Origin of the sequence: Pseudidiomarina aestuarii (genome assembly GCF_003987355.1) — a bacterium.
GTDB classification, from domain to species: Bacteria; Pseudomonadota; Gammaproteobacteria; order Enterobacterales; family Alteromonadaceae; genus Pseudidiomarina; species Pseudidiomarina aestuarii.
The window spans coordinates 141,527-155,840 of sequence record NZ_PIPR01000001.1; the positions used below are offsets into that span (position 1 = coordinate 141,527).

Annotated in this window: 13 protein-coding genes and 2 tRNA genes; 10 read left to right on the forward strand and 5 right to left on the reverse strand. The window is 49.5% G+C overall.

Annotation, left to right across the window (positions count from 1 at the left end; genetic code table 11):
- Positions 1-8: 8 nt before the first annotated feature.
- Positions 9-2,024, forward strand: coding sequence for an NAD-dependent DNA ligase LigA (gene ligA, locus CWE22_RS00680; protein ID WP_169929492.1), 2,016 nt, complete (start codon positions 9-11; stop codon positions 2,022-2,024).
- A 15-nt stretch (positions 2,025-2,039) separates the two neighbouring features.
- On the opposite strand, the gene CWE22_RS00685 is transcribed toward ligA, so the two are convergent.
- Positions 2,040-3,596, reverse strand: a complete 1,557-nt coding sequence (locus CWE22_RS00685) for a lytic transglycosylase (RefSeq protein WP_244595915.1) — start codon at positions 3,594-3,596, stop codon at positions 2,040-2,042.
- Positions 3,597-3,664: 68 nt separating this feature from the next.
- Complete coding sequence (gene gloB, locus CWE22_RS00690) at positions 3,665-4,378, reverse strand: hydroxyacylglutathione hydrolase (protein WP_169929493.1); 714 nt, start codon at positions 4,376-4,378, stop codon at positions 3,665-3,667.
- Positions 4,379-4,436: 58 nt separating this feature from the next.
- Between gloB and CWE22_RS00695 the strand changes: the two genes are divergently transcribed.
- Together CWE22_RS00695 and CWE22_RS00700 are read left to right on the forward strand one after the other, a co-directional pair.
- Entirely contained in the window at positions 4,437-5,171 is a 735-nt protein-coding gene (locus tag CWE22_RS00695) for a methyltransferase domain-containing protein (RefSeq protein WP_169929494.1), read from the forward strand.
- Positions 5,165-5,554: a rhodanese-like domain-containing protein gene (locus CWE22_RS00700; RefSeq protein WP_169929495.1), complete on the forward strand. Its 390-nt coding sequence runs from the start codon at positions 5,165-5,167 to the stop codon at positions 5,552-5,554. Before CWE22_RS00695 ends, CWE22_RS00700 begins: the two co-directional genes overlap by 7 nt.
- 5 nt (positions 5,555-5,559) lie before the next feature.
- Here CWE22_RS00700 and rnhA read toward each other — a convergent pair whose 3' ends face one another.
- Together rnhA and dnaQ are read right to left on the reverse strand one after the other, a co-directional pair.
- Complete coding sequence (gene rnhA / locus CWE22_RS00705) at positions 5,560-6,036, reverse strand: ribonuclease HI (RefSeq protein WP_420821017.1); 477 nt, start codon at positions 6,034-6,036, stop codon at positions 5,560-5,562.
- An 8-nt stretch (positions 6,037-6,044) separates the two neighbouring features.
- Positions 6,045-6,737 (reverse strand): DNA polymerase III subunit epsilon, encoded by a 693-nt coding sequence (gene dnaQ / locus CWE22_RS00710; RefSeq protein WP_169929496.1) that lies wholly within the window; start codon positions 6,735-6,737, stop codon positions 6,045-6,047.
- 295 nt (positions 6,738-7,032) lie between these two features.
- Between dnaQ and CWE22_RS00715 the strand changes: the two genes are divergently transcribed.
- The 5 genes from CWE22_RS00715 to CWE22_RS00735 all read left to right on the forward strand — a co-directional run bounded on the left by CWE22_RS00715 (position 7,033) and on the right by CWE22_RS00735 (position 11,248).
- A tRNA-Asp gene (locus tag CWE22_RS00715) sits at positions 7,033-7,109 on the forward strand.
- Between the two features lie 23 nt (positions 7,110-7,132).
- A tRNA-Asp gene (locus tag CWE22_RS00720) sits at positions 7,133-7,209 on the forward strand.
- A gap of 38 nt (positions 7,210-7,247) precedes the next feature.
- Complete coding sequence (locus CWE22_RS00725; RefSeq protein ID WP_169929497.1) at positions 7,248-7,595, forward strand: YkgJ family cysteine cluster protein; 348 nt, start codon at positions 7,248-7,250, stop codon at positions 7,593-7,595.
- Between the two features lie 166 nt (positions 7,596-7,761).
- Positions 7,762-9,945: a M3 family metallopeptidase gene (locus tag CWE22_RS00730; RefSeq protein WP_169930969.1), complete on the forward strand. Its 2,184-nt coding sequence runs from the start codon at positions 7,762-7,764 to the stop codon at positions 9,943-9,945.
- Positions 9,946-10,045: 100 nt separating this feature from the next.
- Positions 10,046-11,248 (forward strand): EAL and HDOD domain-containing protein, encoded by a 1,203-nt coding sequence (locus tag CWE22_RS00735; protein WP_169929498.1) that lies wholly within the window; start codon positions 10,046-10,048, stop codon positions 11,246-11,248.
- 19 nt (positions 11,249-11,267) lie between these two features.
- On the opposite strand, the gene CWE22_RS00740 is transcribed toward CWE22_RS00735, so the two are convergent.
- Positions 11,268-11,516 (reverse strand): hypothetical protein, encoded by a 249-nt coding sequence (locus CWE22_RS00740; RefSeq protein WP_169929499.1) that lies wholly within the window; start codon positions 11,514-11,516, stop codon positions 11,268-11,270.
- 160 nt (positions 11,517-11,676) lie between these two features.
- On the opposite strand from CWE22_RS00740, the gene CWE22_RS00745 reads away from it, so the two are divergent.
- Positions 11,677-13,908 carry an NADP-dependent isocitrate dehydrogenase gene (locus tag CWE22_RS00745; protein ID WP_169929500.1) on the forward strand — a complete coding sequence of 744 codons (2,232 nt, stop codon included), beginning with the start codon at positions 11,677-11,679 and terminating at the stop codon, positions 13,906-13,908.
- 183 nt (positions 13,909-14,091) lie between these two features.
- Complete coding sequence (locus CWE22_RS12175; protein WP_476704280.1) at positions 14,092-14,313, forward strand: DUF6868 family protein; 222 nt, start codon at positions 14,092-14,094, stop codon at positions 14,311-14,313.
- The last annotated feature ends 1 nt before the right edge of the window (position 14,314 follow it).

Genomic DNA, 14,314 nt, shown 5'->3' on the forward strand with positions numbered 1-14,314 from the left:
GGCACTCCATGAACTCAAAAGTACCTGCACAGCGCATGCAAGAATTGATAGCGCTGCTGACCAAATACAACCGTGAATACTACGAACTCGATGAACCCAGCGTTCCAGACGCGGAGTACGATCGTTTGTTTCGCGAGCTACAACAACTCGAAAGCGACTTTCCAGAACTTGCTACCGCTGAGTCTCCGACTCAAAAAGTCGGCTCGCAAGCGCTCGCAGAATTTCAGCAAGTTCGCCATGAAATGCCGATGTTGAGCTTAGACAACGCATTTGAGTTGGAAGAGTTTCAGTCGTTTACCACTCGTGTTGCCGAACGATTGGATCGACAAGATGCGATTGCTTATTGTTGCGAACCTAAATTGGATGGTGCAGCAGTCAGTATTCTCTATGAGGCCGGCAAATTGGTTCAGGCGGCGACTCGCGGTGACGGGCAAACCGGTGAAGATATTACCGAGAACGTCAAAACCATCCGCAATTTGCCTCTGCAATTGAGTGGAGACTTTCCTGAGCGCGTTGAAGTCCGCGGCGAGGTATTCATGCCAGTGCAGGCATTTGAAAAATATAATGCTCAAGCGCTGGAGCGTGGTGACAAGGTATTCGCAAATCCTCGCAATGCTGCCGCCGGGAGTTTAAGGCAACTCGATTCACGTATATCCGCGCAACGCCCGTTACATTTCTACGCCTACAGCATGGGTGTGGTGAGTAACAACGTAGAGCTCGCCACTTCGCATTTTGGCCGTTTGCAACAGCTGGAGAGCTGGGGATTACCCATTAGTGCTGAGGTAAGGCGTGTCGACGATGCGGCAGGTTGTCAAGATTACTACAACGACATTTTGGCGCGACGTGCTGACTTACGGTATGAAATTGATGGGGTGGTGATTAAAGTCGATTCCATCGCCTTACAGCAGGATTTGGGCTTTGTTTCACGCGCGCCGCGCTGGGCGATTGCTTGGAAGTTTCCTGCGCAAGAGGAGCTCACGGTGATTCGTGGTGTTGATTTTCAGGTCGGCCGAACCGGCGCTATTACGCCCGTTGCTCGCCTTGAGCCGGTTGCTGTCGGTGGCGTGACAGTATCCAATGCCACGTTGCACAATGCCGATGAGATAGCGCGGCTGGATATTCGCATCAACGACGTCGTCGTTATTCGTCGGGCTGGCGATGTGATTCCGCAAGTTGTGGCTGTGGTGCGCGAGCGCCGTCCTGAGCAGACCGAAGCGATTGAGTTTCCAACAGCCTGCCCAGTGTGCCAGTCGCATGTCGAACGAGCGGAGGGTGAGGCGGTAGCACGTTGCACCGGTGGCCTCATTTGTGCGGCGCAGCGGAAAGAGGCGTTGAAACATTTTGCATCACGTAAAGCACTCGATATCGATGGGTTAGGCGACAAGCTTATTGAACAACTAGTCGATTTGGAGTGGTTGCAGTCACCCGCTGATTTATTTCGTCTGCAGGCTCGCCAACTGGCGCAATTGCCGCGTATGGGTGAGAAATCAGCAACCAATATTGTCGCTGCCATAGAGAAGAGCAAAGCAACTTCGTTACCGCGGTTTCTTTATGCTCTGGGGATTCGCGAAGTAGGCGAGGCCACTGCCGCGAATCTCGCGAGTCATTTTGCCGAGTTACCGAAACTCCAAGCAGCGTCGCAAGAAGAACTCGAAGAAGTAGCGGATGTGGGTAAGGTAGTGGCCAGCCATATTTTCCAGTTCTTCCGTGAGCCACACAATCAAAAGGTCATCGAAGAGCTACTCGATCAAGGTGTGCAATGGCCAGCCGTTGAGAAGCTGGCAGCGAGTGAAGCAACTCTAAGCGGTAATACATACGTATTAACCGGCACTCTAACCCAAATGACCCGTGATGAAGCGAAGCAAGCATTGCAAGCGCGTGGTGCAAAAGTAGCGGGCAGTGTATCGGCAAAGACCACCGCAGTGATTGCGGGCGATAATGCGGGTTCGAAGCTAGCTAAGGCAGAACAACTCGGCGTGCCTGTGTTAAGCGAAGCCGAGTTACTCGAATTAATCCAGAGCTAGTGTCTTATCGACGCGTTATGACTGCGAATTCAGTCGGGTTACATCCACAAAGAGTTTCAGTTGTTGGCCCGGCTGTAAGTAGTTTTTACGACTGATCTGATTCCACTTCTCAATATCAGCAATCTTGACGCCAAAGCGATTTGCTATACGAGCGAGCGAATCACCAGAACGCACACGATAGCTTAAACTCCGGATCACGCCACTTGGTTTCTCATCTTCAGGTAGCCAAACGACCAGTTTACGACCTTGCCGCAGCGGGTCGGTTGGTGCCATCCCATTCCATTTTGCGAGCGCCCGCAAATTCACATTGTATTTGCGACTGATATCCCACAGCGTATCGCCAGCTTCAACTTGGTGTTCTATTTTATGCTGACCACGTGGCGTTGCTTGGGTATCGGCAAGTCGTTGCTCAGCCGACAGGCTATAATCGGTGAGATCTCGAGTAGCGACAGGAATGAGCAAATATTCTCCGGCACGAATCATTGAACCGCGAACGCCGTTGGCCTGACGAATTGCATCGACAGTGGTGTGATACTTTTTGGCAATCACCAGTAAACTCTCACCATTTTTCACGCGATGGCGGGTCCATTGGACCCAGTCCTTGGCGTCACTGCTCGCTAACCAAGTTTCCAACTGCTTCGCATTTTCCAGCGGTAACAAGAGCCGATGAGGTCCCTGCGGGTCGGTAGCCCAGCGATTGTAGCCCGAATTGTAATGATGCAGTTGTTCCAACGTCAGCCCGGCATGTTCTGCCGCTTTCGCAAGGTCAATTTGACTCTCTGCGTGAACAACTGCGAGATACGGCTGATTATCGATGGGTACCCACGAATACTGATAGGTCTCATGATGTTTCAAGATATCAGCAAGCGCGAGTAATTTGGGTACATAAGCGCGTGTTTCTCGGGGTAGGTCAAGAGACCAAAAATCGGTTGGTTTGCCAGCGCGCTTATTTTTTCGAATGGCACCACGAACTCGACCTTCACCTGAATTATAGGCTGCGAGTGCATGGAGCCAATTGCCGTCAAACATGGTGTGGAGCGCATCGAGATAATCCAACGCCGCATGTGTAGCAGCATGAACATCACGGCGACCGTCATACCACCAATTGATTTCCAATCCATAATGACGAGCGGTTCCGGGGATAAACTGCCAAATACCGGCCGCGCGGCCATGCGAGTAGGCAAAGGGGTCAAAGGCGCTCTCAACAATAGGGAGTAGCGCCAGTTCCAGTGGCATTCCGCGCTTTTCAATTTCTTCAACAATCAAATGCATGAACGGCTGCGCTCGCTTCGCAACTCGTTCCATATAGGCAGGATTGCGCAAATACCAATCGCGTTGACTGATTACACGGGGTACTTCAGGTGCTTCCATCATTAACTGTCGTTGTATTCGAAACCAAATATTGGTCTCGTCTTGCGGTGCAATTACGACCACTGCCTCTGGTGGTTCTGCTGGAGCATCGAGGTCGGCAATCATCTTCGCAGGTGCTGGCGCGGGTGGCTCTTTGATTGGCGTCGATGGTTCAACCATGACGGTTGATTCGGCGGTTTCTGCGGTTTCACTGGGCAGCATAGAGCAGCCTGCTAAAAGTACGCAGGTCAGTACCGAGAGTGAGAATATTCGAGCTGTCTTCATTGGCATTAGAACTTATCTTTCCATTGACGTCGTTGCGCAAATTCTGCAACAGACTGAGCACGTAAAAAAGGATTAATTTGCCACTCCTGCTCAATGGTCGTTGGCAGGGTGATCTGATTTTGTTGGCGTTGTGCGGTGACCCATTGCGCAAATTCCCGCAACGACGTGTTATTTGGCTCTGCCGCTGCAGCGAATTTTACATTCGCCGCTGTATATTCATGTGCACAATAGACTTTGGTGTCTGCTGGGAGTTCACCAAGGCGCTGTAACGATTGGTAATATTGTTCGGGGTTGCCTTCAAACATACGCCCGCACCCCGCGGCAAAGAGCGTATCACCGCAGAACACCGCCGTGGTATTGTAAAAGCTGATGTGATCAAGCGTATGTCCGGGCGTTTCGATGACATGCATAGGTTCATCGAGACCTGGCACCGAGACCCGATCGCCATCTTGAACGCGCTCTGTCACGCCCTGGATTTTCGGATTTACAGGACCGTATACAGGCACGTCGAAGTGCTCTAATAGGGGGAGTAAACCATCGGTATGATCCCAATGATGATGAGTGATCAGGATCGCACTGAGTGTCAGTTGATGGGCTTGCAGATAATCGAGCACCGGTTTCTCGTCACCTGGATCAACCACCACAACGTGTTGCGAGTCAAGCTCACGAGCCAACCAAATGTAATTGTCGGTAAATGCGGGTAGTGCAGTAACAAGCATAACCAAACCCTGCTAATCTAGACATCAATGTACGCGAGTATACAGGTGATAGGGTGCGATGTTAAAACCTGCATTAAGTGAAAGTACTGCAAAGGCGCCGATATCTTGGCAGCAGTTGGCGCATGGTGAATGGCTGCGGCAGCAGGTGTGCCACGTTATGGCACCCTTTAGTGATCGTATCTTCGGCTACCATATGGCACGGGTTGGGCATTTGGCGAAGGCTGTGGATTTGCCAGACATCCGCGTGAAACATCAGTTTTCTGTGGCTCCACAAGGTCAAGTCGATGTCCGCGCCGAGCCGACTCAGTGGCCGTTCGCAGAGCATGCATTGGATGCCATTCTGCAGGTCGGGCAGTTGGAGTTTGAGCGTGATCCGCATCAATTTTTGCGCGAACTGACGCACAGTTTAATTGCCGATGGGTATTTACTCTATGTCGGCTTTAATCCGTTATCTCCCGCATTATTAACTGGATTCTGGCCAAGTCATTTGCGACAAGCTCCGTGGTCGGGACGTTATTTTACCAAGGCCCGTATCCGAGATTGGCTCAGCTTGTTGAATTTTGAAGTGGTTGAGCACGGTTACTTTGCCCCAACCCTACTCATCGAAAAACTCGATCCCCCTGATCGAGGCCTGCAAAGTTTATTTAAGCTTTTACCGAAATGCGGAGCCATGTACTATATCGTGGCGCGTAAGCGAGAGTACCCATTGACTCTGGTGAAAGCTCGGAAACAATCTAAAGCCCGTATCGCGACTTTACCCGTCGCTAATCGAACAGGAGATGAATTATGTTAACGGCAGCAGAACTCTGTGCCCAAGCGAAATCCAATGTTGAAGAAGTTGATGTGCAAGCGTTACAACAACGAATTGCTGAAGGGGCTCGCGTGATTGATGTGCGTGAGCCGGCGGAATACGCCGCTGGACATATTCGGCAAGCCGTCAACATGCCACGTGGTGTATTGGAAATGCAATTGCATCAGCATCCAGCAGTGGCTGGTTATGATGATGCACTGCAGCGCATGGCTGCTGAACCGATCTATTTGATTTGCCGCAGTGGTGGCCGCAGTGCACTGGCAGCAGAGTCGCTGCAGCGCATGGGTTTTAAGCAAGTCATTTCAGTAGCAGGCGGCATGAATGCTTGGGAAGCCGAGAAATATCCACTGGTGAGTGGTGAGTAATACGGTTAAGAATCCGTAGGAATAAAACCTTTATCTTCTTTTAAATCAGCCGCAGTTGCCGCAGTTCGAGCCAGTTCATCGCAGCGCTCGTTCTGCGGGTGTCCCGCGTGACCTTTGACCCATTCCCATTGAATGCTGTGCCGCTGACAGGCGGCGTCGAGTTGTTGCCACAAATCAGCATTTTTTACCGGTTTTCGATTCGAAGTGCGCCAACCGTTGCGCTTCCAATTGTGAATCCAAGTCTGGATCCCCTGTTTGAGATACTGACTGTCGGTAGTGAGTATTACGTTACAGGGGCGGGTGAGTGCTTCCAGTCCACGAACGGCTGCCAGCATTTCCATCCGATTGTTCGTAGTGAGTTGAAATCCTTCCGCCAGCTCTTTGTGATGCTTACCATACTCGATGACCACACCATAGCCACCAGGCCCGGGGTTGCCGAGACAGGAACCATCCGTATACATGTGTACCGTGTTCGCCATCATTCGCTCCCCTAGCTGTCACGCCAGAGAGCGTTTTCAATCAGCGCAAGACGCTCTTGATGAGCTTGCTCTTCAGCTGCTGTCGCCCGAACAACCCGCAAGTTGGGTTTGTTGGATAGACGGGTCCACCCCGTATCCAATTCACCATTCGCTGATGCGGACTTCGCCGCCAATTCAAGCTTAGTTTGACCTCCTGTCATTGCTAAGTAGACATCAGCGAGTAATTCAGCATCCAATAACGCGCCGTGGAACTCACGATTGGAGTTATCAATGCTATAGGCACGACACAAGGCATCTAAATTATTCTTTTGGCCAGGTCGCATCTCTCGAGCCATTAACAAGGTGTCGAGGATCTGACAAAAATCTCGAGTCGCACCAATACTCTTATTCACGCGGCTAAACTCAGCATCCATAAAGCCAACGTCAAACGCTGCATTGTGAATAACGAGTTCTGCGCCACGGATAAAATCGAGGAAATCATCGCAGATCTGCGAAAAAACCGGTTTATCCTGCAGAAACTCATTCGTTATGCCATGGACTTCAATGGCTTCTTGCTCAACCACGCGCTGTGGATTGATATAACGATGGAAGGTTTGTCCGGTTAACTTCCGGCCGATGAGTTCGACCGCGCCAATTTCGATGATGCGATGACCTTGCGCAGGATCAAGGCCTGTCGTTTCAGTGTCGAGGACGATTTGCCGCATAACTATCTCGGTTTCATAACGATAGTTAATGGTAACCAGTCCACTGCATCACGTCTACCAGAACAGCAAAACCGTTACTGGCTAATAGTTACTGGCGATTAGAAAAGACAAAAGCGAATAGCCAGTAGCCAGTAGCTAGTAGCTAGTAACCAGTAGCGCTTTTAGTGGTTTTTGTGTGTTTTTCAGGCAAACGGTACAAAAGCATAAAAAAAAGGTTGACGACGACAGGGCGCACTCGTAATATTCGCTCCGCATTCAGGGGGTGACTAACCAGTCAGTCCCGAATCAGGAAGCTGGAGCGGTAGTTCAGTTGGTTAGAATACCGGCCTGTCACGCCGGGGGTCGCGGGTTCGAGTCCCGTCCGCTCCGCCACTTCCTCAAAGTTATACCGCTGCGGAGCGGTAGTTCAGTTGGTTAGAATACCGGCCTGTCACGCCGGGGGTCGCGGGTTCGAGTCCCGTCCGCTCCGCCATTTCAACAAGTTTCTTTACCTGTTGGGAGTGTTGCGCGATGAGTTCGGCTTCAGCCTGCTTGACGTGTGGTGCTTGTTGCGCGTCATATCGTGTATCTTTTTATTGGGGCGAAGCTACAGGCGCTCCGGGCGGCTATGTGCCGTCAGAACTCACCCAAGCTATTCACCCACATTTATTGTGCATGCAAGGCACCAATCAGAAACAACCTCGCTGCGTTGCGCTCGAGGGTGAAGTTGGCGTGCAAGTGGGTTGTACCATTTACGCGAATCGGCCATCGCCTTGCCGTGAGTTTGTTGCCGGTGACGAGGGTGATAATCCATTCTGCGATAAAGCCCGAGCTCAACACGGCTTACCACCATTAATACCTGTCAAGATTGTTGCTTAAAGCAGCTATTTACCGCGAAATCCGTCAAAGCACACCATTTACGCTATGAATAGCTCTTGAGCCCATAGTCACAGAAAGTTACATTAGAGCACGTGATTACACATAACAATGACGCCAAGGTCCGTTAAAGTCTTTGGATTCAGTCCACCAGGGAGAACCTATTATGATGCGCAAAAGCCTTATTGCTGTTGCTATTGGAGCAGCGCTAACCGTAGCCGCTTGCTCAGACAAAGATGCAGCACAGCAAACGTCAGAAACCGCTCAGCAAGAGCAGATGCAAACCAGCGGCAGTGAGTTTAATGCGAGTAACCCGTTTTACACAGCCAGCACTTTGCCATATCAAGCTCCTGATTTTAACAACATTGATTTCGCTGACTATGAGCCCGCATTGATGGCCGGCATGGAACAGCATATGGTTGAGATTGAAGCGATTGTGAACGATCCAGCCGCACCAACATTTGAAAATACCATCGTTGCCATGGAGCGTTCAGGTCGTTTATTGAACCGCGTAGCTTCAGTTTTCTACAACGTGGCAGGTGCTGCGGGTAACGCGGACACACGGGCGTTACAGTCAAAAATGGCGCCTTTAATGGCACAACATGGCGACAACATCAGTTTGAACCCTGATTTATTCGCTCGTGTGAAAGCCGTTTACGATGCTCGTGACATGCTCGCAGGCGAAGAGCTTCGGTTAGTGGAAGATACCTACAAAGGCTTCGTTCGTGCTGGTGCACAATTGAATGATGAGCAGAAGGAACAAATTCGTGCAATCAATTCAGAGCTTTCTGAACTGACCACCCAATTCCAGCAAAATCTGATGAAGCTTGCTGATGAGAACTTGATTGTGGTCGACTCTGCAGAAGAGTTGGCCGGATTGAGTGCTTCACAAATTCAGCAGTTAGCTGATGCTGCAACTGCTGCAGGTCACGATGGTAAATACGCCATTAAAATTACCAACACCACTCGCCAGCCGATTCTGCAATCGTTGGAAAATCGCGAATTGCGTCAGCGTGTTTGGGAAGCCTCTGCAAATCGTGGTACGGGTAATACAGCAACGGATAACCGCCCACTTGCAGCTCGTTTAGCTGAATTACGCGCTGATAAAGCTGCGTTATTGGGCTATGACAACTGGGGCCAGTACGTACTCGAAACCAGCATGGCGAAAGAGCCAGCTGCCGCGCAAGACATGTTACGTGACTTAGTGCCAGCGGTTGTTTCTAACGTTCGTGCTGAGCAACTTGCTATTCAAGAAATGATTGAAGCGGAAGGCGGCGATTTTGAGGTAAAACCTTGGGATTGGGCGTTTTATGCTGAGAAAGTTCGCGCTGAGAAATATGCGTTAGACGGCGACCAAGTGAAGCAGTACTTCGAATTCAACCGCGTTGTTGAAGACGGTGTATTCTTCGCGATGACTGAATTATTCGGGATCACATTCCATAAGCGTGATGATATTCCCACCTACGCAGATGACATCTTGGTTTATGAAGTTAAAGATGTGGACGGCGAAACCCTGGGCTTGTTCTACGGTGACTGGTTTACGCGCGATGGCAAACGTGGCGGCGCTTGGATGAGCTCGTTCGTCAGTCAGTCGGGCTTGCTGGATACCAAACCGGTTATTCTGAACAACATGAACATTCAAAAGGCTCCTGATGGCGAACCAACGTTATTAAGCTTTGATGAAGTAAGTACTATGTTCCATGAAATGGGTCATGCGCTCCACGGCATGTTCTCTGACGTCATGTATCCTTCATTAGCAGGGACGTCAGTATCACGTGACTATGTTGAGTTTCCATCGACATTCCAAGAAGACTGGACGCTGAATCCGAAAGTACTCGCGAACTTCGCTCGTCATCACGAGACTGACGAACAAATTCCGGCTGAGCTACTTGAGAAAGTCATGGCAGCGAAGAACTTCAACATGGGCTTTGATACGCTCGAATATATTTCCGCAGCCTTATTAGACTTGGAATATCACACGCTGCCAGCGGACGCTCCAGCTATTGACGATATCCAAGCTTTCGAAGAAGCCGCACTGGCACGCAATGGTGTTGATGTAGAAGCGGTTCCACCGCGTTACCGCTCAACCTACTTTGCCCACGTCTTCGCTGGTGGCTACTCAGCTGGTTACTACGCGTACATGTGGTCTGAGGTGCTTGCTGCTGACGCGTTCGCGTACATGCAGGAGCAGGGTGGCTTGACCTTAGAAAACGGTCAGAAGTTCCGCGACACCATTTTGTCGAAAGGGAATAGTAAAGACCCGATGCAACAGTACATCGACTTCCGTGGTCAAGAACCAACGGTAGACGCATTACTGGAGCGCCGTGGTTTAACGACGCCTAAGGTCGATTAAGCGAGGTAAAAGAAAAGGGGTAGATTCGCGTCTACCCCTTTTTTCTTGCGCTTAATTGTTATATAAGATGACATATCTAGACGTAAAATAATTACAATAAATGGCCGAGATACTTTTTGCAGCACAGCCCATCTATGATCGTCGTGGGCACATCTACTCTCATGAGCTTCTCTATCGACACGATAGCGGCATATCAGCACTTGATGTTGGCGATGAACGTGCAACCAGCGAACTCTTATTCAATCTATGCACCGGTGTTATTGAGCATGTCGAGCATTATAAAATGCCCGTCTGCATTAATGTATCTGCTGACTTCCTATTGTCAGGTATATTCCTGCCATTGAATCCAAAAGACGTGATTGTAGAGCTTATCGAGAGGATTGATCCGACCCCCGAAATTATTGCCGCGATTCGCGCATGGGTTGACGAAGGCTTTCGTTTTGCGTTGGACGATTTCGAATTTCATCCGTCTTGGGATCCGATTCTGAAACTGGCGACCATCATCAAAGTCGACATTACTAAAACTTCATTTGAAGAAGCCGCAGAACGTTATGATGCAATGCGCGAGTATCCGGTTCTTTGGTTGGCGGAAAAAATTGAAGAAGAAGCTACCTATGAGAAATATAAAGACCTCGGCTTCGACTTATTTCAAGGTTTCTATTTAGCGAAGCCAAAAGTGATTGAAGGACGTAAAGTTCCGTCAGCCGCTGGCGAGCAAGCCATGATCATTCAACAACTCTTCAGTGAAGAGCCTGACTTGTATGATTTGGTCGCCGCAATTTCGACCGATCCGTTGCTGGTGGTGAACCTACTGCGTATAGCTAATAGTCCCTATTATGGCGTTGCACGCAAAATAGAATCCGTGCGCGAAGTCGTTATGCTGCTAGGGTTGGAACCGTTACGGAAGTGGGTACTGCTCATCCTATCGTTGCGCAACAGTACACCGGGTGCCGCCAAATTGGTGCTGACTCGAGCCTATATGTGTGCGGAATTAATGCGGCAATCAGCGCATGGCTCGCGCGCTGCTGATGTTGCATTTCTAGTGGGCCTATTGTCGGGTTGTGACATTCTGCTTGATGTTAACAAGAAAGAGTTTGTTAACGAGCTGAATATCTCGAGCTCGGTTCGCGATGCGGTGCTGAATTATTTCGGTGAATTAGGTGAGCAATTGCGCTCGGTGGAAGACTTTGAGTATTCGGTCGCCATGAAGCGGATTGATTTAGCAGATCCAGAATTGTTCAAAGTCTACAAACAATCACACTTCTTAGTCGACGAATTATTCCAAGCCATGGAAGCCGCATAAGAGCGGCTGCCCTTGGCAATTAGAAGTCGAACTCGAGAGGTTCACAGCCTGTCGTACTGCACTGCCCATAACCTCGATTGCACTCATCGAGCGCGCGCTTCGTTGCTTGGTATTTTGAGCTATCGGTAATCACGACGCGTTGCCCAAATGACGACTCGGCTGAACATTGCCAGAAGCGCGGCGAACCGTCGACTTTAGTTGTGAGTAGCGAACATGATGACAGCATGGCAAAGGTGCAACTCGCAAACACCAATTTTTTGATATCCATTGTTCTTTTCCTAGTCCTCTCGATTGTGATTTCATTCCGTTGTAGAGAGCGGAGTGTAGCATTGCATGCGGCTTAAGTAGAAGATCAATCGACTAGAGTGAGCGCAGCTAATTTGCTATAATCCCGCCCACTTTTTTTGATATTAGGATCTAAGCAAGCAATGACTACTTCGACTGATAGTTCAAAAATTATTTATACCGAAACGGATGAAGCGCCTCGTTTAGCGACCTATTCGTTGCTACCCATTATTCAGGCCTTTACTAAGGCAGCAGGTGTCTCTGTTGAAACCCGCGATATTTCTTTAGCCGGTCGTGTAATCGCCAATTTCCCTGAATACCTGAGCGAAGAGCAGCGCATCGGTGATGCATTAGCTGAACTTGGCGAGATGGCGAAGACGCCTGAAGCTAATATCATTAAACTTCCGAACATTAGTGCATCTATCCCTCAGCTCACTGCGTGTATCAAAGAGCTCCAACAACAAGGCTACCAATTGCCTGATTATCCCTTTGATCCAAAGACTGATGAAGAACGCGAAGTCCGCGCTCGTTACGACAAAATCAAAGGCAGTGCGGTGAACCCAGTGCTGCGCGAGGGTAACTCCGACCGACGCGCACCAGCTTCGGTAAAAAACTATGCGAAGAAGCATCCGCATCGTATGGGCAAGTGGTCAAAAGATTCGAAAACTCACGTTGCGCATATGCAAGATGGTGATTTTTATGGCAGTGAGCAGTCCACTACGTTCGCCAACGCAGATTCATTGAAAGTGGTTCTGAATACGCCAGCGGGTCAAACCGTATTGAAAGACGGTATCAAAGTATTAGCGGGTGAGGTGGTTGATGCGGCGCGAATGAGTGCGGCTAAACTGCAAGAATTCTTTGCTCGCGAAACGCAGAAGGCAAAAGAAGAAGGCGTGCTGTTATCCTTGCATTTAAAGGCCACTATGATGAAGGTCTCTGACCCCATTATGTTCGGTCATGCAGTGAAAATTTACTTCAAATCGGTCTTCGACAAGCATGCCGAAACCTTCAAAACATTGGGCGTCGACGCCACCAATGGTTTTGGTGACGTTCTGGCTAAAATTGCCGAGCTTCCTGCATCTGAGCGCGCTGAAATTGAACAAGATATTCAGTCGGTGTATGACCAACAAGCTGAGTTGGCAATGGTGAACTCAGACAAAGGCATTACGAACTTGCATGTGCCAAGCGATATCATCATCGATGCATCTATGCCGGCAATGATTCGCGATTCAGGTAAAATGTGGGATCGCCAAGGTGGTCAGCAAGATACCAAAGCGATGATCCCAGATCGCTGCTATGCGGGTGTCTATCAAGCTACGATCGACTTCTGTCGTGAACATGGTGCATTCGATCCAGCAACTATGGGTACCATTCCAAACGTTGGTTTGATGGCTCAAAAAGCGGAAGAGTATGGTTCGCACGATAAGACCTTCGAAATGACTGCTGCAGGTACAGTACAAGTATTGAACAGTGCTGGCGATGTCGTATTTTCACATGACGTTGAGAAAGGCGATATCTGGCGCATGTGTCAGGTGAAAGATGCGCCGATTCGTGATTGGGTCAAATTGGCTGTAAACCGTTCACGCTTAAGCGGAATGCCGGCGGTGTTCTGGCTTGATTCGCAGCGCGCGCACGACGCTGAACTGATCAAGAAAGTGAAACAATACTTGCAAGATCACGATACGGCAGGCTTAGATCTGCAGATTATGGCGCCAGTGGAAGCGACTCTGCACTCACTGCAGCGCATGAAAGCTGGTCAAGATACCATATCAGTGACTGGTAACGTTTTGCGTGACTACCTGACCGATTTGTTCCCGATTCTCGAGCTGGGAACCTCGGCGAAAATGCTGTCTATCGTGCCATTGATGAACGGTGGCGGTTTATTTGAGACAGGTGCTGGTGGTTCTGCACCGAAGCATGTTCAGCAGTTTGTTGAAGAAAACTATTTGCGTTGGGACTCATTAGGTGAGTTTTTAGCCCTGGCTGCGTCGTTGGAGCATTTGGCTCAACGCACTGACAACAAACGCGCACAGATGCTTGCTGATGCGCTTGATCTAGCGACTGCGAAGTTCCTTGAGAACAATAAGTCACCAGCGCGTAAACTCGGTGAAATCGATAACCGTGGTAGTCATTTCTATCTCGGTATCTACTGGGCTGAGGCGCTGGCTGCGCAATCAGAGGACAAGGACTTGGCAGTTCGTTTCGGCAAGCTAGCCAGTTTCCTTACCGAGAACGAGCAAGCCATTATGAAACAATTGAACGGCGTGCATGGTTCACCTGTGGAAATCGGTGGTTATTTCCAGCCGAATGCAGATTTAGTGGCCAAGGCAATGCGTCCATCAGCACTGTTAAATGGGGCGCTCGCTTCACTGTAATCAACAGAGCCTTACTGAAGTTATTAAAGCCGTCTCCGCATGAGACGGCTTTTTTTTGTCTTAATGTCCAGAAAGCTTGTATACCAGCTTTATTTAAGCAAATTCTAAAACACCAAACTATAATCCATTCGATACAAACGCTGTCAGCATCTTTAGGAGGTCACTGTGGGTGAATGGAAGGAAGTGTTGTTGTGGTGTTGGATTGTAAATTACGGTGTTTTATTGCTCTGGTTCGTCGTGTTAACGGCTTTTCGGGAGCGCCTTTATAATTTGCATGGGAGGTGGTTCCCGTTATCGCGCGAGTCATTTGATCAAATGCACTATATGAGTATGGCGATCTATAAGGTCATCGTAATCGTATTTTTCTTGGTTCCGTGGATTGTGCTGGAATTTGTTATCCGTTGAA

Excerpts from the sequence above, each read along its gene's own strand:
- ligA (WP_169929492.1), top strand. The coding sequence starts at position 9 with ATGAACTCAAAAGTACCTGCACAGCGCATGCAAGAATTGATAGCGCTG.
- CWE22_RS00685 (WP_244595915.1), bottom strand. The coding sequence starts at position 3,596 with ATGCTGCCCAGTGAAACCGCAGAAACCGCCGAATCAACCGTCATGGTT.
- gloB (WP_169929493.1), bottom strand. The coding sequence starts at position 4,378 with ATGCTTGTTACTGCACTACCCGCATTTACCGACAATTACATTTGGTTG.
- CWE22_RS00695 (WP_169929494.1), top strand. The coding sequence starts at position 4,437 with ATGTTAAAACCTGCATTAAGTGAAAGTACTGCAAAGGCGCCGATATCT.
- CWE22_RS00700 (WP_169929495.1), top strand. The coding sequence starts at position 5,165 with ATGTTAACGGCAGCAGAACTCTGTGCCCAAGCGAAATCCAATGTTGAA.
- rnhA (WP_420821017.1), bottom strand. The coding sequence starts at position 6,036 with ATGATGGCGAACACGGTACACATGTATACGGATGGTTCCTGTCTCGGC.
- dnaQ (WP_169929496.1), bottom strand. The coding sequence starts at position 6,737 with ATGCGGCAAATCGTCCTCGACACTGAAACGACAGGCCTTGATCCTGCG.
- CWE22_RS00725 (WP_169929497.1), top strand. The coding sequence starts at position 7,248 with ATGAGTTCGGCTTCAGCCTGCTTGACGTGTGGTGCTTGTTGCGCGTCA.
- CWE22_RS00730 (WP_169930969.1), top strand. The coding sequence starts at position 7,762 with ATGCGCAAAAGCCTTATTGCTGTTGCTATTGGAGCAGCGCTAACCGTA.
- CWE22_RS00735 (WP_169929498.1), top strand. The coding sequence starts at position 10,046 with ATGGCCGAGATACTTTTTGCAGCACAGCCCATCTATGATCGTCGTGGG.
- CWE22_RS00740 (WP_169929499.1), bottom strand. The coding sequence starts at position 11,516 with ATGGATATCAAAAAATTGGTGTTTGCGAGTTGCACCTTTGCCATGCTG.
- CWE22_RS00745 (WP_169929500.1), top strand. The coding sequence starts at position 11,677 with ATGACTACTTCGACTGATAGTTCAAAAATTATTTATACCGAAACGGAT.